Below are 23,192 nucleotides of genomic sequence, written 5' to 3'. Positions count from 1 at the left end.
TTATCTCGTTTCAGGCCACGCTCAAGTCACCGCGTCGCGCTTGGCGTCGACGTTGTAGTCCTTGCGGTCCAGGATGTCGCGCAGGATCTCCACCGCGTCCCATACGTCAGCATAGCTGGTGTACAGCGGCGTGAAGCCGAAACGCATGATGGCCGGCTCGCGGTAGTCGCCGATCACGCCGCGCGCGATCAGCGCCTGCATCACCGCGTAGCCGTGCGGATGGGTGAAGCTGACCTGGCTGCCGCGGCGGGCGTGCTCGCGTGGCGTCACCAGTCCCAGTGGATGATCGGCGCAGCGCGCCTCCACCAGTTCGATGAACAGGTCGGTCAGCGCCAGCGATTTGGCGCGGATGGCGGCCATGCTGGCCTGGCGATGTACGTCCAGTCCGCATTCCACCAGGGCCAGCGAGACGATGGACTGGGTGCCGCACAGCGCGCGCGCGATGCCGTCGGCTGGCTGGAAGTCGGGCGCCATGGCGAACGGCGCGGCGTGGCCCCACCAGCCGGACAGCGGCTGCTGGAAGCGCGGCTGGTGCTTCCTCGGCACCCAGATGAAGGCCGGCGCGCCGGGACCGCCGTTCAGGTACTTATAAGTGCAGCCCACCGCCAGGTCGGCGCCGTCGGCATGCAGGTCCACCGGCACCGCGCCGGCCGAGTGCGCCAGATCCCAGACGATCAGCGCGCCGGCGTCGTGGGCGAGGGCGCTGGTGGCCTTCATGTCGTATTGATAACCGGTGCGGTAGTTGACGTGGGTCAGCATGACCAGGGCCACGTCGGCGTCGACGGCGGCCGGCAGCTGGTCCGGGCTGTCGATCAGGCGCAGCGCGTAGCCGCGGTCCAGCCAGGCGGTCAGGCCCTGCGCCATGTAAATGTCGGTCGGGAAGTTGGCGCGCTCGGTGACGATCACGCGGCGGCCGGCGCGCTCCGGGTCATGCGCCTGCATCATCAGCGCGGCCGCCAGCGCCTTGAACAGGTTGACCGAGGTGGTGTCGGTCACCACCACTTCGCCGTCCGCGCCGCCGATCAGCGGCGCCAGCAGGTTGCCCAGCCGTTTCGGCAATTCGAACCAGCCGGCCGTGTTCCAACTGCGGATCAGGTCGCGCCCCCATTCCTCGGCGATCACCCGCTGGGCGCGGGCGAGGGCGGCTTTCGGGCGGGCGCCCAGAGAGTTGCCGTCCAGATAAATAACGCCGTCCGGCAAGTCGAATTGGTCGCGAAGCGGGGCGAGCGGGTCTTGCGTGTCGCGTTCCAGGCAGTGGTTGCGAGTGGTCATTTGGGGTGATGTTTGAGGTCTAAAGTAGTGAGTGTAACCGGAAAAATAGGTGATCGAGCCGATTTTTAAGCGGCAAATTTTAACTCTTCACCGCATTATTGCCGGACTTCAGGGGCTTTCTAAAAATTTTCAGGTTTTTTCGGAAAAAGCCCTAAAGTTCCCTCAAGCCCTGCCGTTACCGTTCTTAGACGAACAGAAAAGCGCCCGTCGCGGCAAATCGAAAAAAATTTAAAAATTTTTTCAAAAAACCCTAAAGTTTCCAAAAGGGCTGCCGTTACCGGGTTGGATGTCGCAAAAAAGAGTCGCTTTGCCGCTTTATTTTTCGATTCAAAACAGGGCTTTTCTTGAAGCTTGTATCCAGCAAGAAACCTACGCCGCAAGGGCGTGGATGAGTGATCTGCGAGTGTTTGTCAGACAAACACCGACAGGTTGCGTTCGTCATTTCCCGGCAAAAAATACGGAGAGTCACCTCTTCTCGTGCATTTGTTGCTCAAGCAGAATGTATCTCAACGGAAACGCAAAAGTGTTCCGACAGAGAGAAAAACTGTAAGGAGTAGGGAAAATGACCGCAAACGACATGATGGCTGAAATCCGCGACGCTAACCTGAGCTACCTGATGCTGGCTCAGCAAATGATCCGCGCCGACAAAGTCACCGCGATCTTCCGCCTCGGCATCGCCGCGGAAATCGCCGACCTGATCGAAGGCATGAGCAACGCCCAAATCCTGAAACTGGCAGGCGGCAACATGATGCTGGCCCGCTTCCGCTTCGACGACAGCGCCATCCTGGCCATGCTGACCAACTATAACAAGGATCGCGTGCTGGCCCAGTCGCACGCCGCCATCCTGATGGCTGGCCAGCCGGCCGAAGAAATCGTTTAACCGTCGTCAGCGTTCGGAGCATAGATCATGGCCGCCAAGAAAAGCGTCGTATCGGAAGCCCAGGAAATCCAGCTGGCCATCGAACTGATTCAGCTGGGCGCCCGCCTGCAGCTGCTGGAGTCGGAGGTCTCGCTGTCGCGCGAGCGCCTGCTCAAGCTGTACAAGGAGCTGAAGGGCGTGTCGCCGCCGAAAGGCATGCTGCCTTTCTCGACCGACTGGTTCCTGACCTGGCAGCCGAATATCCATTCCTCGCTGTTCATCAATATCCACAGCTTCCTGGTGACCCATGCCGGCGCCACCGGCATCGAGGCGGTGATGAAGGCCTACAAGCTGTACCTCGAGCAAATGCCGCCGGAGCCGGGCGAGGAGCCGCTGCTGTCGCTGACCCGCGCCTGGACCCTGGTGCGCTTCTTCAGCAGCAAGATGCTGGAGCTGGCGCCATGCAACAAATGCCAGGGCAAGTTCGTGGTCAACGCCATGGACCTCAACGGCAGCTATGTGTGCGGCCTGTGCCACATGCCTTCGCGCGCCGGCAAGACCAAAAAATCGCGCGAAACGGAGGCATTGGCGGCATAATGCCGGCGTGACCTTACCTTATCTACAACGTATCGCCCGCGCGCCCGCCGTGCGGGCCATGCTGATCCAGTGCGGCGCGGTGCCGCTCACACTGGCCATCATTTATGTGATGGCCAGTTTTCGTTTCCCCGTCGATTACCTGAGCGTGGCCGTGGTGCAGGGCGTGCTGGCGGCCGGCCTGACCTGGAAACTGGGCCTGGCCCGCTGGTGGCGCGCCATCCAGCTGCTGTTCCCGCTGGCCGTGCTGACGGCGCTGGCGCTGCAGCTGCCGTCCTGGCTGTTCGGGCTGGGCTTTTTGCTGCTGCTGGGCTGGTACTGGTCGACCTTCCGCACCCAGGTGCCGTACTACCCGTCCGGGCCGGCCGTGTGGGACGCGGTGCGCCAGCTGCTGCCGGCCGACAAGCCGGCGCGGGTGATCGACATCGGCAGCGGGCTGGGCGGTTTTGTGCTGTACCTGTCGCGCGCGCGGCCGGACGCCGAGGTCAGTGGCATCGAGCTGGCGCCGCTGCCGTTCCTGTATAGTTGGTTGCGCGCGCGCCTGTCCGGCAGCCGCGCGCGCTTCGTGCGCGGCGATTATGAAAAGCTGGATTTCAGCCGCTATGACCTGGTGTTCGCCTACCTGTCGCCGGCCGCCATGCCCGCGCTGTGGCGCAAGACGCGCGCTGAAATGTGTCCTGGATCGATGCTCGTCAGCTACGAATTTATCGTTGAGGAAAGACCAGCGGATCGCATCCTGCATGCCACCGAGGGCGACGTTCCACTCTACATATGGTACTTTTAAGCATCATTTGACGTTATTCTCTTGCCCGCCCACCCCGACTCAGGCTATTGTAGTTCTATATGTAAATTATTGAAAAACCGGCCCGCTCAGACACAATTCGGCCGGTTTTCGCACTGGGGAGTCAGCACACTTGTTAGTCATCATTGGATATGTCGTGGTTTGTGTCGGCGTGTTCGGCGGCTTTGCCATGAATGGCGGCCACCTGGCCGCGCTGCTGCAGCCGCTGGAGCTGGTCATGATCGGCGGCGGCGCGGCTGGCGCTTTCCTGGTCGGCAACAACGCCAAGACCCTGAAGTCCACGCTGGCGGCGATGCCGACCCTGTTCAAGGGCTCGCGCTACACCAAGGACCTGTACATGGAGCTGATGTCCTTGCTGTTCGACGTGCTGTCCAAGGTGCGCAAGGAAGGCCTGATGTCGATCGAGGGCGATATCGACAGCCCCGAGCAAAGCCCGCTGTTCAGCAAATATCCGAGCGTGCTGGAAGACCACCACATCGTGGAATTCATGACCGACTACCTGCGCCTGATGGTGTCGGGTAATATGGACGCGTTCCAGATCGAGAACCTGATGGACATCGAGATTGAAACCCACCACCACGAGGGCGCCGCGCCGGCCCACGCCATCGCCAAGCTGGGCGACGGCATGCCGGCCTTCGGCATCGTGGCGGCGGTGATGGGGGTGGTGCACACCATGGAATCGGTGGGCTTGCCGCCGGCCGAGCTGGGCATCCTGATCGCGCACGCCTTGGTCGGTACTTTCCTCGGTATTCTGTTAGCCTATGGTTTCGTCGGCCCTCTGTCGAGTTTGCTGGAGCAGAAGCTGGAGGAGTCGACCAAGATGTACCAGTGCGTCAAGGTCACCCTGCTGGCCAGCCTGAACGGCTACGCGCCGGCGCTGGCGGTGGAGTTCGGCCGCAAGGTGCTGTACTCGACCGAGCGTCCGACCTTCAACGAGCTGGAAGACCACATCAAGAAATCGAAGTCGAAGTAAGCCATGCTGGTCACGGTCACTATGTTAAGGAAGAATCATGGCTGAAGAGGGCTTGCGGCCTATCATCGTGAAGCGCATCAAGAAGGGCGGCGGTGGTCACCACGGCGGCGCCTGGAAGATCGCGTACGCCGACTTCGTGACGGCGATGATGGCCTTCTTCCTGCTGATGTGGCTGCTCGGCTCCACCACCAAGGGCGACCTCAACGGCATTTCCGAATACTTCAAGACGCCGCTCAAGGTGGCCATGTCGGGCGGCTCCGGCAGCGGCGACAGCTCGTCCGTCATCAAGGGCGGCGGCAAGGACCTGACCCGCACCGACGGCCAGGTCAAGGCCAGCGACGACCCCGCCGTCAAGAAAACCTTTAACCTGACCGCCGCCAAGGCCGCGCTGGAAGCGGAAGAGAACCAGCGCCTGAAGGCGCTCAAGGAAAAGATCGAGAACAAGATCGACGCCAACCCGCTGCTCAAGAAGTACAAGGAGCAGCTGCTGCTGGACATCACCAACGACGGCCTTCGGATCCAGATCGTGGACGAGCAGAACCGCCCGATGTTCGCGCTGGCCAAGGCCGAGCTGCAGCCGTACACCAAGGACATCCTGCACGAGATCGGCTTCGTGCTGAACGACGTGCCCAACCGCATCAGCCTGTCCGGCCACACCGATTCCACGCCGTACATGAGCGAGACCGGCTACAGCAACTGGGAATTGTCGGCCGACCGCGCCAACGCCTCGCGCCGCGAGCTGATCGTCGGCGGCATGCAGGATTCCAAGGTGTTGCGGGTGGTCGGGCTGGCCTCGGCCGTCAACCTCGACAAGGCCGACCCGTTCAACCCGATCAACCGCCGCATCAGCATCGTGGTGATGAACAGGCGCGCCGAGGAAAGCGTGCTGCGCGACGGCCGCCAGATCGAGGTCGGGGCCGAGGAGGCCGCCGCCGCCGCCGCCGCCGCCGGGGCGCCGTTGCCGGAGCGGCTCGCGCCGGCCGGACCGCCGGTACGGAAATAACGCAGGTAAAAGCGGAAGTGAAGTAAAACGAGACTGTTATGACGAGAAAAAAAATTCTGGGTTCCCACGTCAAGCGCCTGCTGTCCGGCGTGTCTGACCACGGTCGCCGGCACCTGACCGAAGTCGAGACCGACCTGATCCAGACCGGCCTGCTGCTGGAGGAGGCGATTGAAAAGCTGTCCTACAACTTCATGGCCATCCACAAGACGGTGGAGGCGGAGCAGGCCACCATCCAGCTGCTGCTGGACGGCGGCACCGCCACGCCCGAGCAGCGCGCCCAGCTGGAGGCGCTGCAGGGGCAGGTCGGCAATTACGTCAACGCCGCCATCACCAGCCTGCAATTCCAGGACATGACCAGCCAGCTGCTGGATCGGACCCTGAAGCGGGTGACCGGCTTGCGCGAATTCCTCGGCACGCTGGGCGCCCACGGCGCGGAAATGCTGCCCGAGAGCGACAACGAGCAGATCGTCGAGCTGCTGGGCAAGGTCAGCATGGCGCTGGCCATCCAGAGCCTGGAGCTGCGCAGCGTGTTGCGCAAGGCGGTCAGTCAGCAACACCTGGAGAGCGGCGACATCGAGCTGTTCTAATAACTACATACATTGATTTACTGAGTGAGAAAATAAGATGGCTAAGACTATACTTGCAGTTGATGACTCCAGCTCCCTGCGCCAGATGGTGGCATTCAGCCTGAAGGCCGCCGGTTACCAGGTGGTGGAGGCCGTGGACGGCCAGGACGGCCTGGAAAAAGCCAAGCTGCAGAACGTCGACATGGTGCTGACCGACCAGAACATGCCGCGCATGGATGGCCTGGAACTCATCAAACTCCTGCGCGAGCTGCCCAGCTACGCCAAGACCCCCATCCTGATGCTGACCACCGAATCGTCCGACGAGATGAAAGCCAAGGGCCGCGCCGCCGGCGCCAACGGCTGGCTGGTCAAGCCCTTCGATCCCCAGCGGCTTATCGAGGTCGTCAAAAAGGTCATCGGCTGATAAGAAAGCGCATGCAATGATGCAAAGCGAACGTAACGGAGTATCACCATGACCATCGATATAAGCCAGTTTTACCAGGTCTTTTTCGATGAGGCCGAGGAACTGCTGGCTGAAATGGAGCGGCTGCTGCTGGCCGTCAACGTCGACGCGCCCGACGCCGAGGATCTGAACGCGATCTTCCGCACCGCCCATTCCGTCAAGGGCGGCGCCTCCACCTTCGGCGTGACCGACATGACCGAGGTCACCCACGTGCTGGAAACCCTGCTGGACCGCATCCGCAAGGGCGAGATGGCGCTCACCGCCGAGCACGTGGACGCCTTCCTGGCCGCCAAGGACATCCTCAAGATGCAGCTGGACGGCCACCGCCTCGGCAGCGAGGTCGACCAGGACGCCGTGGCCAATGTGCGCATGATGCTGCAGTCGCTGGCGCAGGACGTGCCGGTGACGGCGCTGGCGCCGGTGGCGCCGGCCTTCACCAGCGCCGACGCCAAGGTGGTCGACCACAGCGGCGGGCGCCGCTACCGGCTGGAGCTGCCGGCCATGCAGCACCGCGAGGTGCAGGCGCTCGGCGACGAGCTGGGCCTGATGGGCCACGTCGCCATCACCCCGCTGGACAAGGACCGCAACGCCATGGTGGTCACCACCCACGAGAGCCTGGACGACATCATCGCCATCTGCTCGTTCGTGCTGAATCCGGACGACATGAAGATCAGCGAGCTGCCGGCCCTGAGCGACGGCCAGGCGCAGCTGGAGAAGGCCGCGCGCGACAAGGTCGAGAACGAACTCGGTTACGGTTTCTTCGACGTGGCCGAGCTCAAGCCGGCCAACGCCGGCGACGGCTATGGCTTCTTCCAGCCGCTCGACGAAATCCGCGCCAACGCCAGCGCCGCCGCCGAGGACGCGCAGGGCTATGGCTTCTTCCAGCCGGTGGAGCAGATCCGCGCGGCCGCCGGCATCGTGCTTGAGGCGCCGCCGGCGGAAGAGGAAAAGAAAGTCGTTAAAAAGGAAGAAAAGGAAAAGGAGAAGGCGCCGGCCGCCGGCGCCGAGTCGTCCTCGATCCGCGTCTCGATCGAGAAGGTCGACCAGCTGATCAACCTGGTGGGCGAGCTGGTCATCACGCAGGCGATGATCGAGCAGCGCGTCGACACGCTGGACCCGATGGTGCACCAGCGCCTGCTCAACAGCGTCAGCCAGCTGACCCGCAACACCCGCGACCTGCAGGAAGCGGTGATGTCGATCCGCATGATGCCGATGGACTTCGTGTTCTCGCGCTTCCCGCGCATGGTGCGCGACCTGGCGCACAAGCTGGGCAAGAAGGTCGACTTCATCACCAACGGCGCCGCCACCGAGCTGGACAAGGGCCTGATCGAGCGCATCGTCGACCCGCTGACCCATTTGGTGCGCAACTCCATCGACCACGGCATCGAGATGCCCGAGGTGCGGCGCGCCGCCGGCAAGAGCGACGCCGGCCGCCTGTTCCTGTCGGCCTCCCACCAGGGCGGCAACATCATCATCGAGGTGTCGGACGATGGCGGCGGCCTGAACCGCGAGAAAATCCTCGCCAAGGCCCAGCAGAACGGCTTGCCGCTGAGCGACAACATGAGCGACGCCGAGGTCTGGCAACTGATCTTCGCGCCCGGCTTCTCCACCGCCGAGACCGTGACCGACGTGTCCGGCCGCGGGGTGGGCATGGACGTGGTCAAGCGCAACATCGAGGCCATGGGCGGGGTGGTCGACATCCGCTCGGCCAAGGGCTTCGGCACCACCATCTCGATCTCGCTGCCGCTGACGCTGGCGATCCTGGACGGCATGTCGATCCGCGTGGGCGATGAAATCTACATCCTGCCGCTGGGCTTCGTGATCGAGTCGCTGCAGCCGGTGCCGGAAGACGTCAAGGAAATCAGCGGCAAGGGCCGCGTGATCAAGGTGCGCGGCGAGTACCTGCCGCTGGTGCCGCTGTACCAGATGTTCGACATCGCGCCGCGCTTCACCGACCCGTGCAAGGGCATCGTGATCATCGTCGAGACCGACGGCCGCAAGGCCGGCCTGTTCGTGGACGACCTGGTCGGCCAGCAGCAGGTGGTGGTCAAGAACCTGGAGTCCAATTACCGCAAGGTGGCGGGCATTTCCGGCGCCACCATCCTGGGCGACGGCGGCGTGTCGCTGATCCTGGATGTCGCCGCGCTGATACGTTCGTCGCGTCAACTGGCGGACGAGTCGATTTTTTCTTCATAGGGGGCCAACATGGCAGACGCACAAACCACGGCGCAAGCCAACGACATCGCCGGCCACGAATACCTGGCCTTCAAGCTGGGTTCGGAAGAGTACGGCATCGACATCCTCAAGGTGCAGGAAATCCGCGGCTACGAGGCGGTCACCCGCATCGCCAACGCGCCCGAGTTCATCAAGGGGGTGATCAACCTGCGCGGCATCATCATCCCGGTGGTCGACATGCGCATCAAGTTCAACCTGGGCTCGCCCGTGTACGACCAGTTCACCGTGGTCATCATCCTCAACATCAATGGCCGCATCGTCGGCATGGTGGTGGACTCGGTGTCGGACGTCACCACGTTGACCCCGGAGCAGGTCAAGCCGGCGCCGGAGATGGGCACCGCCTTCAGCAGCGATTACATGATCGGCCTGGGCACCATCGACGAGCGCATGCTGATCCTGGTGAACATCGACAAACTGATGTCCAGCCCGGAAATGGGCCTGATGGAACAATTGGCGGCCTGAGCGGCACGTCCACCCCCGCCGGCGCCATGACCCCGCGCCGGCCGCAGCACTCCGGACGCGTCCCAAAAAGAAGGACGCGCCGCCACATCACGACATAAGCATAGACAGAGGGGAGATTCACATGAACTTACGCGACTTCAAAATCGGCGCCCGGTTACGCATCGGCTTCGGCATCATTTTGCTGATTCTGGTGGCCATGGTCCTGATGACCAACTACCTGAATTACAGCAACAAGAGCAAGCTGACCGCCGGCCTGGCCACGACGACGGCCAAGAACCTGCACGCCGGCATCATGAAAAGCGCCATGCTGGAAACCGGGATCGCCATGCGCAATATCGGTTTGCAGTCGGACGTCAGCCTGATGCAGAAGGAAGAGCAAAAGGTCAAGGAGCAGCGCGCGCGCTACGACAAGGCCTTGAGTGATCTGAAGGCGGACGGCCTGGAGGACGCGGAGAAGAAGGTGCTGGCCGACCTGGCGGCGCTGGAGAAGGACACCGATGCCGCCTTCAAGGAGGCCATCGGCCAGATCCTGGCGTTCAACAGCGAGGGCGGCGCCAAGGTGATTGCCGGGCGCATCGACCCGCTCAACGTCCAGACCCTGGCCCTGATCAACAAGCTGGTCGACATGCAGCAGGCCAACGCCAAGGAAGTGATGGATGGCTCGGTGGCCGCCGACCGCAGCCTGATGGTGGTCTTGTTTGTGCTGGGCGGCGTGGCGGTGGCGCTGGGCGTGGTGTGCGCCACCGTGATCACCCGCTCGATCACCGTCCCGCTGTCGGGCGCGGTGAGCGTGGCGCAGAAGGTGGCCTCGGGCGAGCTGACCTCGCAGGTGTATGTCGAGGGCAAGGATGAGACCAGCGAGCTGCTGCAGGCGCTCAAGGACATGAATGAAAGCCTGGCCAAGACGGTGGGCGACGTGCGCACCGGCACCGAGCTGATCTCGACCGCCTCGCAGGAGATCGCCTCCGGCAACGCCGACCTGTCGGCCCGCACCGAGTCGCAGGCCAGCTCGCTGGAGGAGACCGCCTCGTCGATGGAGGAACTGACCAGCACCGTCAAGCAGAACGCCGACAACGCGCGCCAGGCCAACCAGCTGGCCGTCTCGGCCTCGTCGGTGGCGGAGAAGGGCGGCAGCGTGGTGTCGCAGGTGGTGCAGACCATGGGCTCGATCACCGAGTCCTCGCGCAAGATCGCCGACATCATCTCGGTGATCGACGGGATCGCCTTCCAGACCAACATCCTGGCGCTGAACGCGGCGGTGGAGGCGGCCCGCGCCGGCGAGCAGGGCCGCGGCTTCGCGGTGGTGGCGTCCGAGGTGCGCAACCTGGCCCAGCGCTCGGCCGGCGCCGCCAAGGAAATCAAGGAGCTGATCAGCGATTCGGTCGAGAAGGTCGACGCCGGCAGCAAGCTGGTGGACGAGGCCGGCCAAACCATGGACCTGATCGTGACCTCGATCCGCCAGGTGGCCGACATCATGGGCGAGATCACCGCCGCCACCCAGGAGCAGAGCAACGGCATCGAGGAAGTCAACCAGGCCATCTCGCAGATGGACGAGATGACCCAGCAGAACGCGGCGCTGGTGGAGCAGGCCGCGGCGGCGGCCGAAAGCATGCAGGAGCAGGCCGAGCTGCTGTCGCAGGCGGTCAGCATCTTCAAGCTGTCGCACGATGAAGGCACGCGCCGTGCCGCGCCGGCGCCGCGCCGCGAGGTGGTGGCCGCGCCAGCGCCGGCCCCGGCGCCCGCGCCAGCCCCGGCGATCGCCGCGCCGCGTCCGAAGCCGGCCGCCGCACCGAAGAAAGCCGCCGCGCCATCGGGCGGCGACGAGTGGGAAGAGTTTTAAGCGTTACCGTCGCTCCCGCGCGGGCGGGAGCCCATACTCAGCATGGATTCCCGCCTGCGCGGGAATGACGTGGGTATCAAAAAGGATTTAACATATGCCGCAATCAAAAGATACGGTCAAGGAATTTGACTTCAACGCCAGGGATTTCGAGCGTGTGCGCGGCCTGATCTACAAGCGGGCCGGCATTTCGCTGGCCGACAGCAAGCAGGAAATGGTGTACAGCCGCCTGGCGCGCCGCCTGCGCGCCACCGGCATCGACTCCTTCTCCAAGTACCTGGATGACCTGGAGGCCGGGCGCCTGGGCGAGGAGTGGGAATCGTTCACCAACGCCCTCACCACCAACCTGACCTCGTTCTTCCGCGAAGCCCACCATTTCCCGCTGCTGGCCGAGCACATCAAGGGCAAGCGCGAGCCGCTGACCATCTGGTGCTCCGCCAGTTCCACCGGCGAGGAACCGTATTCGATCGCCATGACCGTGTGCGAGGCCTTCAACACGCTGACGCCGAACTGCCAGATCATCGCCACCGACATCGACACCAACGTGCTGGCCCACGCCGCCAACGGCGTCTACACCATGGACCGGCTGGACAAGATGCTGCCCGAGCGCCAGCGCCGCTTCTTCCTGAAGGGCAAGGGCGACCGTGAAGGCATGGCCCGCGTGCGCCCGGAATTGCGTAATATGATCACGTTCAAGCAGTTGAATCTGCTTGCCGACAGCTGGCCGATCAGCGGCCAGTTCGACGCGATCTTTTGCCGGAACGTCATGATCTACTTCGACAAGGCGACCCAGCGCAAGATCCTGTCCCGTTTTGTACCGTTGATGAAACCGGATGCGCTGCTGTTCGCGGGGCACTCGGAGAACTTCCTGTATGTCTCGGAGTCGTTGAAACTGCGCGGCAAGACCGTCTATGAACTGGACGACGGCGCCGCGGCCCGCAAAGCACCGCAACGCACATGAGAATAAAACATGGACCTTGAACAATTTGCCACGAACGTCTATTACGACCGGACGTTCGACTGCCAGGCGGCCAAGATCTTGCCGGGCGAGTACTACTTCACCAACAAGGACATGTTGATCGTGACCGTGCTGGGCTCCTGCGTGTCGGCCTGCATCCGCGACCGCGTGACCGGCCTGGGCGGCATGAACCACTTCATGCTGCCGGACGGCGGCGGCGACACCGGCAGCCCGGTGTCGGCCTCGGCGCGCTATGGCACCTACGCCATGGAGATCCTGATCAACGACTTGCTCAAGGCCGGCGCCAAGCGCGAGAACATGGAGGCCAAGGTGTTCGGCGGCGGCGCGGTGCTGAAGGGCTTCACCGCCATCAACGTCGGCGAACGCAACGCCGCGTTTGTGCTCAACTTCCTGAAGGTGGAGCGCATCCGCGTGGTGGCGGAGGATTTGAACGACATCTATCCGCGCAAGGTCTACTTCTTCCCGCGCACCGGCAAGGTGCTGGTCAAGAAGCTGATGCAAAGCCATAACGATACCCTGGTCAAACGCGAGATCGAATACGCCAGCCGCCTCAAGGTGGCGCCGGTGGCGGGTGAGATCGATCTGTTTTAGATAATAAGAAGGCAGTTTTATGAAGATCAAAGTCCTGGTGTGCGACGACTCCGCACTGATCCGCAGCGTGATGACCGAAATCATCAACTCGCAGCCCGACATGGAAGTGGTGGGCGTGGCCCCCGATCCGCTGGTGGCGCGCGAACTGATCAAGCAAACCAATCCCGACGTGCTGACGCTGGACGTCGAGATGCCGAAGATGGACGGCCTCGATTTCCTGGAAAAACTGATGCGCCTGCGGCCGATGCCGGTGGTGATGGTGTCCTCGCTGACCGAGCGCGGCTCCGAGATCACCATGCGCGCGCTGGAGCTGGGCGCGGTGGACTTCGTCACCAAGCCGAAAATCTCGATCCAGGCCGGCATGCGCGAGTACACCGACCTGATCACCGACAAGATCCGCGCCGCCTCCAAGGCGCGGGTGCAGGCGCGCCGCCTGCCGCAGCCGGGCGCCGAGGGGCAGGGCGCGGCGCCGCTGTCGGCCTTGCGCAACCCGCTGCTGTCGTCGGAGAAGCTGATCATCATCGGCGCCTCCACCGGCGGCACCGAGGCGATCCGCGAATTCCTGATGCAGATGCCGTCCGACTGCCCCGGCATCCTGATCACCCAGCACATGCCGGAAGGCTTCACGCGCTCGTTCGCCAAGCGGCTGGACTCGCTGTGCAAGATCTCGGTGCAGGAGGCGCAGGGCAACGAACGGGTGCTGCCGGGCCACGCCTACATCGCGCCCGGCCACTCGCACCTGTACCTGACCCGCAGCGGCGCCAACTACATGACCCGCATCGACCAGGCCGAGCCGGTCAACCGCCACCGTCCCTCGGTCGACGTGTTGTTCCGTTCCGCCGCGCAAGCCGCCGGTAAAAACGCAGTCGGTGTTATCCTGACTGGCATGGGCAAGGACGGCGCGGCCGGCATGCTGGAGATGAAGGGCGCCGGGGCGTATAATTTTGCACAGGACGAGGCCAGTTGCGTGGTGTTTGGGATGCCGCGCGAGGCGATCGCGGTGGGGGCGACGCACGAAGTTGGTGCTTTGCAGGCGCTGCCGGGCATGGTGCTGGGCTACCTCGCACAGCACGGCATGCGCGCCTTGCGTGTTTAAATGTACAACTGTGACGTTTTACTGCTACTTTGTTCGCCTTCAAGCAACGAAAATGCTATCCTACAACTTGTTGCCAAGTGTAGGCACTATTAACAACCGCGTAGAGAATCAACGGAGCAATTCATGGCTGATCCAAAGATGAAATTTTTAGTTGTTGACGATTTTTCGACGATGCGTCGCATCGTCCGGAATCTGTTAAAAGAACTGGGTTATGCCAATGTCGACGAGGCGGAAGACGGCGTGATGGCGCTGGCCAAGCTGCGTGCGGAGCAGTTCGACTTCGTCGTGTCCGACTGGAACATGCCGAACATGGACGGCCTGACCATGCTGCAAAACATCCGTGCCGATCCAGCCCTGGCCAAGCTGCCGGTGTTGATGGTGACCGCCGAAGCCAAGAAGGAAAACATCATCGCGGCGGCGCAGGCCGGCGCCAACGGCTATGTGGTGAAGCCATTCACCGCCGCCACGCTGGACGAAAAACTGAACAAGATCTTCGAAAAACTCGGAGCTTGATATCGTCAAGTAATAAAGCAGGGGGTGCGGACCTTGTTTACGCGATAGTGCCATGCACCAAACCAACTTTCTCGTTCGCGAACCCCTGCTGGACCCGAAACAACGGGTCGTTGGCTACGAACTGACGTGGCAGCAAGCCTCGGCTGGCGGTTCCACGCTTGACGCGCTGGAGTCGCTGGTCGGTTTCGTCGCCAGCCAGGTCCTCGATGAGGATGACGGCTGGTTGTTGCGGGACAAAACCCTTTTCCTTGAAGCCGTACCCGCCATGCTGTCGACCGACGCGCTGCACGCGCTGCCGCCGGAGCACACCGTGCTGTCGATCAAGGCGGCCGAGCTGGCCAATCCCGATACCATGGCGGCGGTGCAGGGGCTGCGCGCCGGCGGCGTCGGCGTGCTGCTGCGCGAGGCCGACCTGGCCCGCATCGGCACGCGCCTGCCGACCATGGCGTCCTACGTGGAAATGCGCTTTTCGGGCGCGGACGTGGGCGCGCAGGCGCGTACCTACGCGGCCCTGAAACAATCGACGGTGGGCATGATCGCGCGGCCGGTCAGCAACTGGGCCGATTTCGACGCCTGCGCGGCGCTGGGGCTGAACGCCTTTGTCGGCAAGCTGCACCTGACGCCGCGTCCTTCCACCGACAGCAAGGGCCTGAATCCGGCCCAGACCATCATCATGCAGCTGATGCAGATGGTGCGGCAGAACGCCGACATCGCCCAGCTGGAGGCGGTGCTCAAGCGCGACGCCACGCTGTCCTACAAGCTGCTGCGCTTCATCAATTCGGCCGGCTTTGGCGCGGGCAGGGAGGTGCAGTCCCTGCGCCAGGCCTTGACCCTGCTGGGCTACACGCCGCTGTACCGCTGGCTGACCTTGCTGCTGGCGACCGCCAGCACCTCGGGCTATTCGCCGGTGCTGCTGGAGACGGCGGTGGTGCGCGGCCGCCTGGCCGAGCTGCTGGCGCAGCCGGCCTTGGGCAAGAGCGAGGCGGAGAATGTGTTCGTGGCTGGCATGTTCTCGCTGCTGGACCGGCTGCTCGGCATCCCGATGCAGGAAGTGCTGGCCAATATCCAGCTGTCCGACGACGTGGTGGCGGCGCTGCTCACGCGCAGCGGCAAGTATGGTCCTTACCTGGCGCTGGCCGAGGCCTGCGAGCTGAATTCCGACCTGGTGGCGTCGCTGGCTGCGGCCTTGAAGCTGAGCCCGCTTGACGTCAACAAAGCCCACCTCTCGGCCCTGGCGTGGGCGCAAAACGTCGCCGCTTGACCTGCCTCAAACCCCGCACGCGCGGCGGTTGACGCTCACGGTCGCGCGGCGCATGATGATCCCATCATGAACGCCAATTCCGACAGAGAGTACATCGACAACAAGGTGGGCGACGTCCGCACCGCCGTTGATGACCTGCGCCTGGTACTGACCGAGCGTTTTACAACCGTACATGCCCGTTTCGACGCGGTTGATGCCAAGATAGTCAGTGCGATTGAAACGGCGAAGGCCGAGATTATCAAGTGGATAGCCGGGTTGCTCAGCGCCATGATCGCGATGTTCGTTGCAACCTTCCTCGGGATGGCTGGGTTGATGGTGAATTTACTGTCGCATCAGCCTCCTGCAACGCCCCCGGCCGTGGTGCCGGCCGTGCCGCCTGCGGCCAAGCCTTAGATTTCCAGATTGTCGATCAGGCGGGTCGTGCCGAGCTTGGCCGCGGCCAGCACCACCAGCGGCGTGCCTTGCGCCAGGTCGCCGGCGTTTGGCGGTTGCAGGTCGTTGCGCTTGCGGATCGAGATGTAATCCGGCTTCCAGCCGCGCTTGGCCAGGTCGTCCATCGCCTTGTGTTCGAGCTGGAACACATCCAGATGGCCCGAGCGCACCTCGTTGGCCACGTCGTTCAGCGCCTGGTACAGCGCCGGCGCCTCAGCGCGCTCCGCTTCCGATAGGTACATATTGCGCGACGACAGCGCCAGGCCGTCATCGGCGCGATAGGTCTCGGCAGCGATGATCTCGGTCGGCATGGCGAACTGGCGCGTCATGTTACGCACGATCATCAGCTGCTGGTAATCCTTCTTGCCGAACACCGCCACGCGCGGCTGCACGCACGAGAACAGCTTGGTCACCACCGTGCACACACCGTTGAAGAAGCCCGGGCGGAACTCGCCCTCCAGCGTGTTGCCGAGGCCGTCCGGCGGCTGCACACGGTACTCCTGCGGCTCCGGATACAGATCCTTCTCGGTCGGCGCGAACAGCACGTACACGCCTTCCTTCTCCAGCTTCTCCACGTCGGCCTGGAAGGTGCGCGGATACTTGTCGAAGTCCTCGTTCGGGCCGAACTGCAGACGGTTGACGAAGATAGAGGCCACCACCGGGTCGCCGTGCTTGCGCGCCAGGCGCATCAGCGACAGGTGGCCCTCGTGCAGATTGCCCATGGTCGGGACAAACGCCGTGCGCAGCTGGCCGCTCAGTTGGTCGCGCAGTTCTTCAATGGAGGTGATGATTTTCATGGTGGTGTGCTCATTCTTATGGCCGGCTCACGCTGGCGAGTAGGCCAGCCGCACGTAAATCGGTGCGAACGGTTCGGCCTGGGTGATTTCAATCAGGGTTTCCTTGGCCAGCTCCAGCAGCGCCACAAAGTTCACCACCACCACCGGCACGCCGCCGGCGACGTCGAACAGGTCGGCGAACTCGACAAAGCGGGTCGATTGCAGGCGGCGCAGGATGCTGGTCATGTGCTCGCGCACCGACAGTTCCTCGCGGCTGATTTTGTGGTGCTGTGTCAGCTTGGCGCGCTTCATCACGTCCATCCACGCTTGCTGCAGGTCGATCGCCTCGACGTGCGGCCAGGTCGGCGTGAGGCTTTGCTCGATGAAGATCTGGGTGCGGACGAAGTCGCGGTCGATCTGCGGGATGGCGTTGAGGTCGTAGGCCGCCAGCTTGATCTGTTCGTATTCCAGCAGGCGGCGCACCAGCTCGGCGCGCGGGTCGTCCGCTTCCACGTCCAGATCGGCCTGGCGCTGCGGCAGCAGCATGCGCGACTTGATCTCGATCAGCATGGCGGCCATCAACAGGTATTCGGCCGCCAGCTCCAGATTGGACAGGCGGATCTGGTCGACGTACTTCAGGTATTGCAGCGTCAGCTGCGCCATCGGAATGTCGAGGATGTTGAAGTTTTGCTTGCGGATCAGGTACAGCAGCAGGTCGAGCGGACCTTCGAACGCGTCGAGGAAGACTTCCAGCGCGTCGGGCGGGATGTAGAGGTCGGTCGGCAGCTTGAGCAGCGGCTCGCCGTACAGGCGGGCGAGGGCGGAGACTTCGGCCGTCACGGCCGCCGCCTCGGCCGCGGCGGCCTCGGCTTCAGCGGCGGGGCCGGCGACGGCTGCCGCCGCCTCGTCGAGCGGGTTGGGGCCGGCGTCCGGCGTGCCGAGGTCGGCTTCCGGTACCGGCGGCTCCAAGTCAGCCGTATCGTCTGGCAACATCCTCGCCGCCCGCGTGGTGAGCTTAGACCTTGTTCTGGTAGACGTAAGCTTGTTGCTTCACGGCCGATTCCAGCTGACGCTGTTGCTCATCCAGCGAGATCGGTGGACGGTCCCACAGCAGTGCGCGACCTTTTTGCTGGCCTTCTTCAATGCCAGGATTCTTTTCCTTCAACGCCTTGATGAACAGGGTGTGCTCGGATTCGTACATCGAATGTTGTTTAGAAAGTTTCATATTAACTAAGAGGGTGGATCAGCAACGGTTATTTTACCGCGCCGCAGCGTCCCCGCGCTATTTCTATCGCTCGCGATGGGGTATGCTCTAGCGGATAATGTTGCACGAATAGTAAAAATGACCGCTCGCCTGACTCCCAAAACCGTTTTCCTGCTGACCCTGCCGCCGCTGCTGTGGGCCGGCAACGCCATCGTTGGCCGCCTGGTGCACGACATGGTGCCGCCCGTGCTGCTGAACTTCCTGCGCTGGGCCATCGCCTTCTTCATCCTGCTGCCGCTGGCCGGACCGGTGTTCCGCCGCGAGGCCGGGCTGTGGCGGCACTGGAAAACCTACGCCATCCTCGGGCTGCTGGGCATCGGCATGTATAACGCGCTGCAATACATGGCGCTGCAAAGCTCGACCCCGATCAACGTCACCCTGGTGGCGTCCGGCATGCCGGTATGGATGATGTTGACCGGCCGCCTGTTTTTCGACGTGCCGGTCAGCCGCAAGCAGGTGGCTGGGGCGCTGCTGTCGATTGCCGGCGTGCTGCTGGTGCTGGCGCGCGGCGAATGGCGCCATGTGCTGGAATTGCGGCTGGTGGCGGGCGACTTGTTCATGATACTGGCCACCATCGCCTGGTCGCTGTACAGCTGGCTGCTGCTGCGCGCCAGGGAACCGGCCGAAGTGCGCGCCAACTGGGCCAGCTTCCTGCTGGCGCAAGTGGCGTTCGGCGCGCTGTGGTCGGGCGCGTTCGCGCTGGGCGAGCAGGGGCTGGGCGCGATTCCGGTGCAGTGGAGCTGGGCGCTGGCGGCGGCGTTGTTGTACGTGGCCACCTGCCCGGCGATCATCGCTTTTGGCTGCTGGGGCGCGGGCGTGCGCGAGGCCGGGCCGTCGGTGGGCGCCTTCTTCGTCAACCTGACGCCGCTGTTCACGGCCGTGTTGTCCTCGGCCTTTCTTGGCGAAGCGCCGCATGGCTACCACGCCGCCGCCTTCGCGCTGATCGTCGGCGGCATTGTGGTGTCGGCTAGCCGCCGGTAGCCGCCTTCAGCGCGTCGATGAAGACGCGCACCTTCTGCGGCAAGTGGGAGGTGGCGGGGTAGACCGCGTGAATATCGCTCTCCGGCAGCGACCAGTCGGGCAGCACGCGCACCAGCCGGCCCGCCGCCACATCCTCCTTCACGGAAAACGTGGTGGCGCGCAGGATGCCGTCGCCGGCCAGCGCCGCCGCCCGCGTGGCATAGGCGGTGTTGGTGGAAAACACCGTGTTCCGCATGCGCACCTCGACCTCGTTGCCGTCGCGATCGCTCAGCGTGAACTGCGTCGGCTGCGGGATCACGGACAGGGCGATGTAAGGCAGCGCCGGCAAATCGTCGGGCGTGGCCGGCGTGCCGTGGGCGGCCAGGAAGGCCGGGCTGGCCACCAGCCAGCGCGTCAACGTGTCCACCCGTGTGGCCATGTGGCCGGAATCGGCCAGCTTGCCCAGCCGTACCGTGACGTCGATGCCTTCCGCGATCAGGTCGATGCGATGGTCGCCGCAGGTCAGGTCGATTTTCAGCGCCGGGTAGCGCGCGCGCAGCTGCGCCAGCACCGGCGACACCACAATCACGCCGTAATCGATGGGCGAGGCCACGCGCAGCGTGCCCTGCGGCGCGTGGCGCCCGCTGCGCGCCTGCTCGATGGCCTGTTCCGCCGCCTGCAGCAGCTGGCGGCTCGATTCGTAAAAGCTGCGGCCCGCCTCGGTCAAACTCAGCTTGCGGGTGGAACGCAGCAGCAGGCCGACGCCGATTTCCTGCTCCAGCAACTGCATATGCTTGCTGACCATGGACTTGGCCAGCCCCAGCCGCTCGGCGGCGGCGGTGAGCGAGCCGGCCTCCACCACGGCAACAAAGGTGGTCAGGCGGTTGAGGTTGATGGTGCTGAGATCGATCATGACCTTAATTGTACACTTTAAGTGGACTGTGATTCCGCATTTGTCCGGCTTATCAGGACGATGGCGGCTCCCTATACTGGCCTCATCACCAACCAAGGAGTCATCATGAAACTGTACGGCATTCCACTTTCCGGCCACACCCACCGCGTGCAACTGTTCCTGAACCTGTTGAACCTGCCGCATGACTATGTGACGGTCGACCTGGCCAACGCCGAGCACAAGAAAGAACCTTTCCTGCGCATGAACGCCTTTGGCGAAATCCCCGTGCTGCAGGATGGCGAGGTCACGCTGGCCGACTCCAACGCCATCCTGGTCTACCTGGCGTCCAAATATGACGACAGCGGCCGCTGGCTGCCGCGCGATCCCGTGGCCGGCGCCCATGTGCAGCGCTGGCTGTCGGTCGCCGCCGGCAAAATCGCGGGCGGCCCCGCCACGGCGCGGCTGGTGACCGTGTTCAACGCGCCGCGCGATCATGAAGCCGCCAAGACCATGGCCGTGCGCCTGTTCGACGTGATGGAACGCGAGCTGCAAGGCCGCCGCTGGCTGGTGGGCGAGCACGCCACCATTGCCGACATCGCCGGCTACACCTACATCGCCCACGCGCCGGAAGGCGGCGTGTCGCTGAAGCCGTACCCGCACATCCGCGCGTGGCTCAACAACATCCGCGCGCTGCCGGGCTTTGTGCCGATGCCGGCCACCAAAGCCGGCCTGGCGCCAGAGGAGGTATAAATCATGACGCCCTTCCACGCTGGCGAATTGGCGATCCAGGAGCGCGTAGGCGTGCGCGATCACATGGCCGGCGCGGCGGCGTTCATCCGCGACTTCATGCCGGAGCAGCATCGCCAGTTTTATGCGTCGCTGCCGTTCTTCTTCCTTGGCGCGCTGGATGCGTCGGGCCAGCCGTGGGCGACCATGCTGGCGGACGATCCCGGCTTTGTCAGCACGCCGGATGAACGCACGCTGCACATCGGCGGCGGCGGCATGCTGGCGGGCGACCCGCTGGAAGGGCAACTGCGCGTTGGCGATCACGTGGGCGGCCTTGGCCTGGAGCCGACCACGCGCCGCCGCAATCGCGTGAATGGCGAGATTGTGGCGGCGGACGAGGGTGGGCTGCGCATCGCCGTGACGCAGAGCTTCGGCAACTGCCCGCAGTACATTCAGCACCGCCAGCACAGCGCCGCGCCGGATGATGGCCATAAAGTGCAGGTGCTGCGTGGCGTGGCGCTGACGGCGGCCGACCGCGAACTGATCGCCCGCGCCGACACCTTCTTTATCGCCACCGCCAACATGAACGAAGATGCGGGCCGTGGGCGCGGCGTCGACGTATCGCATCGCGGCGGCCGGCCGGGCTTTGTGCGCATCGATGACGAGCGCACGCTGACCTCCCCCGAATTCGTCGGCAACTTCTTCTTCAACACGCTGGGCAACGTGAATGAGTATCCGCGCGCCGGGCTGCTGTTCATTGACTTCGAGCGCGGCGACATGCTGCATATCGCGGTGGATGCAGAGATAATCTGGGATGGCCCGCAGCTGCAGGCCTTCGCTGGCGCCGAACGGCTGCTGCGCTTCCATGTGCGTGAAGTGGTGCGCAACGTCGCCGCGCTGCCGTTCCGCTGGACCGACGCGCAGCCGGCCATGCAAGTGGCCCGTACCGGCAGCTGGAGCGAAGCGGACCGCGCGCAATCTGCCGCTGTGATGTCGCAAAGCTGGCGTCCGTTCAACGTGGTGAAAGTGGTGCAGGAAAGCGCCGATGTGCGTTCGTTCTACCTGGAGCCTGCGGACGGCTTCGGCGTGGCGGTGCACGCGCCGGGACAATACATCACGCTGCGGGTGCCTGCGTGGGCCGAGGGCGGCGCAGCTTCGCAGGAGCGCAGCTACACGATTTCCGATGCCGCCAATGGCCGCGGCTACCGCATCAGCGTCAAGCGCGCCGGCGTGGTGTCGGCGTGGCTGCACGCGCATCTTGCGCCCGGAGGGCAGATCGAGTTGATGGGGCCTGGCGGCGACTTCGTGTTTGAAGAAGGCACGCAGCGTCCGGTGGTGATGCTCTCTGCCGGTATCGGCATCACGCCCATGATCGCCATGCTGAACAGCGTGCTGGTGAACGGCAGCCGCACGCGCCACCGTCATCCGATCTACTTCATCCACGGCGCGCGAGAGGTGGCGCATCCGTTTGCCGTGCACCTGCAAACGCTGGCGGCGGGGCACAACAACCTGGCGGTGCACGTGCAGCGTGAGCGGCTCGACCTCCAGCGCCTGCGCCAACTGCTGCCGCCCGGCGATTACGATGTCTACCTGTGCGGGCCGGCCGGTTTCATGCAAACGATGTACGCCGCCCTGCGCGAGCTGGATGTGCCCGACCAGCGGATTCGCTTCGAAGCGTTCGGTCCGAGTCGCGCGGTCCTCAGCCCAGCGACTTGATGTAGCGCGGATCGACCTGCGCGCAATAGCTGGCGCAGGACTGGCGTGCCGCGTTGGCCGCGGCATGCACCAGCATCTCGGCATTGGTGTGGAAGCACATGGAGACGATAATCGACGGCGGCTCCGGCTGCACCGGGAGCTCGACGAATTCACCGCTGTCGAGCAAACCCGCCACGAACAGGCTGGGTATCGCGGCCACGCCATAACCATCCTTCATCAGCTGCACAATCGCCGCCACCGACGGCGAGCAGGTGATGCGGGTCTGCTCCAACGGCACCATCGCCAGATTCGCCATCTTGCTGACGATTTCCTCCAGCATGCGGTGCGGCGCGGTGCCGCGCCCGAAGGTCAGGATAGGCAGTTGCAACAGGCGCTGATTCAAACCCTCCTTACGCGGATCCAGCAGGCCTTTGCGGGCGATCCAATGCAGCGGATAGGCCGCCAGCGCTTCGGAAACGATATCGCTGCTTTCCACCCCCTCCACCTGAATCACCAGATCCAGCTCGCGGGCGCGCAGCCGGCGCTCCAGCACATTGCTCATGTCGACCGCCAGGTCGACTTCGATTTCCGGATACAGAGCGTTCAGCTCACGGATGTATTGCGCCAGCCAGCTGTGCACCACCGATTCGATCACGCCCAGGCGCAAGCGGCCGCGCACCGCACTATCTTTGTGCGCCGCCGCCTGCAGGCGGCGGGTCGCGTCGACCACCGCTTTAGCGTGGCCCAGCAGGTATTCGGCATTGGCGGTAAGACGGAAGTCCTTGCTGTTGCGGTCTATGAGCTCCGTCTGCAGCTCCTCCTCCAGCGTCTTGATGCGCAGCGAGATCGCGGCGGGCGTGGCGTGCAGCGCCTGCGCCGTTGCGCGAAAGCTGCGCAGCTGGGCGAGGATGACGAAAGTCTCCGGGAAGCGGGTATTCATG

The 23,192-nt window shown here is 63.9% G+C and carries 26 protein-coding genes; 20 read left to right on the top strand and 6 right to left on the bottom strand.

Translation table 11 applies throughout. The annotated features are described in order from the left end of the window. Positions 1-21: 21 nt before the first annotated feature. Positions 22-1,272: a kynureninase gene (gene kynU / locus FHW83_RS02005; protein ID WP_176644676.1), complete on the bottom strand. Its 1,251-nt coding sequence runs from the start codon at positions 1,270-1,272 to the stop codon at positions 22-24. Between the two features lie 49 nt (positions 1,273-1,321). On the opposite strand from kynU, the gene FHW83_RS02000 reads away from it, so the two are divergent. The 17 genes from FHW83_RS02000 (at position 1,322) to FHW83_RS01920 (ending at position 15,899) form a co-directional block, all read left to right on the top strand. After that, positions 1,322-1,504, top strand: coding sequence for a hypothetical protein (locus FHW83_RS02000; protein ID WP_176644675.1), 183 nt, complete (start codon positions 1,322-1,324; stop codon positions 1,502-1,504). Positions 1,505-1,834: 330 nt separating this feature from the next. After that, positions 1,835-2,152 carry a flagellar transcriptional regulator FlhD gene (gene flhD / locus FHW83_RS01995; RefSeq protein ID WP_176644674.1) on the top strand — a complete coding sequence of 106 codons (318 nt, stop codon included), beginning with the start codon at positions 1,835-1,837 and terminating at the stop codon, positions 2,150-2,152. Positions 2,153-2,179: 27 nt separating this feature from the next. Beyond that, on the top strand, positions 2,180-2,728 hold the full coding sequence (flhC, locus tag FHW83_RS01990; protein WP_176644673.1) for a flagellar transcriptional regulator FlhC: 549 nt from the start codon (positions 2,180-2,182) through the stop codon (positions 2,726-2,728). A gap of 58 nt (positions 2,729-2,786) precedes the next feature. After that, on the top strand, positions 2,787-3,509 hold the full coding sequence (locus FHW83_RS01985; RefSeq protein WP_176644959.1) for a trans-aconitate 2-methyltransferase: 723 nt from the start codon (positions 2,787-2,789) through the stop codon (positions 3,507-3,509). Between the two features lie 130 nt (positions 3,510-3,639). Beyond that, the gene (motA, locus tag FHW83_RS01980; RefSeq protein ID WP_176644672.1) at positions 3,640-4,500 is read left to right on the top strand and encodes a flagellar motor stator protein MotA; all 861 of its coding nucleotides are present in this window, start codon (positions 3,640-3,642) and stop codon (positions 4,498-4,500) included. Positions 4,501-4,537: 37 nt separating this feature from the next. Continuing rightward, positions 4,538-5,503: a flagellar motor protein MotB gene (gene motB / locus FHW83_RS01975; RefSeq protein ID WP_176644671.1), complete on the top strand. Its 966-nt coding sequence runs from the start codon at positions 4,538-4,540 to the stop codon at positions 5,501-5,503. A 38-nt stretch (positions 5,504-5,541) separates the two neighbouring features. After that, on the top strand, positions 5,542-6,090 hold the full coding sequence (locus FHW83_RS01970; RefSeq protein ID WP_176644670.1) for a chemotaxis protein: 549 nt from the start codon (positions 5,542-5,544) through the stop codon (positions 6,088-6,090). Between the two features lie 37 nt (positions 6,091-6,127). Beyond that, positions 6,128-6,493, top strand: coding sequence for a response regulator (locus tag FHW83_RS01965; RefSeq protein WP_092273000.1), 366 nt, complete (start codon positions 6,128-6,130; stop codon positions 6,491-6,493). Positions 6,494-6,541: 48 nt separating this feature from the next. After that, complete coding sequence (cheA, locus tag FHW83_RS01960; RefSeq protein WP_176644669.1) at positions 6,542-8,728, top strand: chemotaxis protein CheA; 2,187 nt, start codon at positions 6,542-6,544, stop codon at positions 8,726-8,728. Positions 8,729-8,737: 9 nt separating this feature from the next. Further along, a complete protein-coding gene (locus FHW83_RS01955) occupies positions 8,738-9,229 on the top strand; it encodes a chemotaxis protein CheW (protein WP_176644668.1) in 492 nt (163 codons plus the stop codon). Positions 9,230-9,350: 121 nt separating this feature from the next. Next, positions 9,351-11,069: a methyl-accepting chemotaxis protein gene (locus tag FHW83_RS01950; protein WP_176644667.1), complete on the top strand. Its 1,719-nt coding sequence runs from the start codon at positions 9,351-9,353 to the stop codon at positions 11,067-11,069. Positions 11,070-11,163: 94 nt separating this feature from the next. Next, entirely contained in the window at positions 11,164-12,027 is an 864-nt protein-coding gene (locus FHW83_RS01945; RefSeq protein ID WP_176644666.1) for a CheR family methyltransferase, read from the top strand. Between the two features lie 9 nt (positions 12,028-12,036). After that, positions 12,037-12,636, top strand: a complete 600-nt coding sequence (cheD, locus tag FHW83_RS01940) for a chemoreceptor glutamine deamidase CheD (RefSeq protein WP_176644665.1) — start codon at positions 12,037-12,039, stop codon at positions 12,634-12,636. 19 nt (positions 12,637-12,655) lie between these two features. Continuing rightward, entirely contained in the window at positions 12,656-13,732 is a 1,077-nt protein-coding gene (locus FHW83_RS01935) for a chemotaxis response regulator protein-glutamate methylesterase (protein WP_176644664.1), read from the top strand. Positions 13,733-13,855: 123 nt separating this feature from the next. Next, positions 13,856-14,245, top strand: coding sequence for a chemotaxis response regulator CheY (cheY, locus tag FHW83_RS01930; protein WP_028104141.1), 390 nt, complete (start codon positions 13,856-13,858; stop codon positions 14,243-14,245). 52 nt (positions 14,246-14,297) lie between these two features. Continuing rightward, entirely contained in the window at positions 14,298-15,506 is a 1,209-nt protein-coding gene (locus FHW83_RS01925) for an EAL and HDOD domain-containing protein (RefSeq protein ID WP_176644663.1), read from the top strand. Between the two features lie 66 nt (positions 15,507-15,572). Continuing rightward, entirely contained in the window at positions 15,573-15,899 is a 327-nt protein-coding gene (locus FHW83_RS01920; protein ID WP_176644662.1) for a hypothetical protein, read from the top strand. Here FHW83_RS01920 and panC read toward each other — a convergent pair. From panC to FHW83_RS01905, 3 genes are read right to left on the bottom strand one after another with little or no spacing between them, the layout of a single operon-like run. Next, the gene (panC, locus tag FHW83_RS01915; protein ID WP_176644661.1) at positions 15,896-16,735 is read right to left on the bottom strand and encodes a pantoate--beta-alanine ligase; all 840 of its coding nucleotides are present in this window, start codon (positions 16,733-16,735) and stop codon (positions 15,896-15,898) included. The two genes, FHW83_RS01920 and panC, sit on opposite strands and share 4 nt — an antisense overlap. Positions 16,736-16,762: 27 nt before the next feature. Then, positions 16,763-17,707, bottom strand: coding sequence for a ScpA family protein (locus FHW83_RS01910; protein ID WP_176644660.1), 945 nt, complete (start codon positions 17,705-17,707; stop codon positions 16,763-16,765). 22 nt (positions 17,708-17,729) lie between these two features. Continuing rightward, positions 17,730-17,939 carry a DUF3460 family protein gene (locus FHW83_RS01905; protein ID WP_155467470.1) on the bottom strand — a complete coding sequence of 70 codons (210 nt, stop codon included), beginning with the start codon at positions 17,937-17,939 and terminating at the stop codon, positions 17,730-17,732. 117 nt (positions 17,940-18,056) lie between these two features. Here FHW83_RS01905 and FHW83_RS01900 point away from each other — a divergent pair, with 117 nt between their 5' ends. Next, on the top strand, positions 18,057-18,959 hold the full coding sequence (locus FHW83_RS01900) for a DMT family transporter (RefSeq protein WP_176644659.1): 903 nt from the start codon (positions 18,057-18,059) through the stop codon (positions 18,957-18,959). Here FHW83_RS01900 and FHW83_RS01895 read toward each other — a convergent pair. Continuing rightward, a complete protein-coding gene (locus tag FHW83_RS01895; RefSeq protein WP_176644658.1) occupies positions 18,946-19,851 on the bottom strand; it encodes a LysR family transcriptional regulator in 906 nt (301 codons plus the stop codon). The genes FHW83_RS01900 and FHW83_RS01895 overlap by 14 nt on opposite strands. Before the next feature lie 105 nt (positions 19,852-19,956). Here FHW83_RS01895 and FHW83_RS01890 point away from each other — a divergent pair, with 105 nt between their 5' ends. Together FHW83_RS01890 and FHW83_RS01885 are read left to right on the top strand one after the other, a co-directional pair. After that, a complete protein-coding gene (locus FHW83_RS01890; protein ID WP_176644657.1) occupies positions 19,957-20,580 on the top strand; it encodes a glutathione S-transferase family protein in 624 nt (207 codons plus the stop codon). Positions 20,581-20,583: 3 nt separating this feature from the next. Further along, the gene (locus FHW83_RS01885) at positions 20,584-22,272 is read left to right on the top strand and encodes a pyridoxamine 5'-phosphate oxidase family protein (RefSeq protein WP_176644656.1); all 1,689 of its coding nucleotides are present in this window, start codon (positions 20,584-20,586) and stop codon (positions 22,270-22,272) included. Here the strand turns inward: FHW83_RS01885 and FHW83_RS01880 are convergent. Further along, positions 22,256-23,191 (bottom strand): LysR family transcriptional regulator, encoded by a 936-nt coding sequence (locus tag FHW83_RS01880; RefSeq protein ID WP_176644655.1) that lies wholly within the window; start codon positions 23,189-23,191, stop codon positions 22,256-22,258. The genes FHW83_RS01885 and FHW83_RS01880 overlap by 17 nt on opposite strands. Between the last annotated feature and the right edge of the window lies 1 nt (position 23,192).

Source organism: Duganella sp. SG902 (genome assembly GCF_013376005.1).
Classification (GTDB): Bacteria; Pseudomonadota; Gammaproteobacteria; order Burkholderiales; family Burkholderiaceae_D; genus Rugamonas.
Note: the sequence above shows the minus strand (reverse complement) of the source record. Positions and strands in the feature narration are given on the sequence as shown.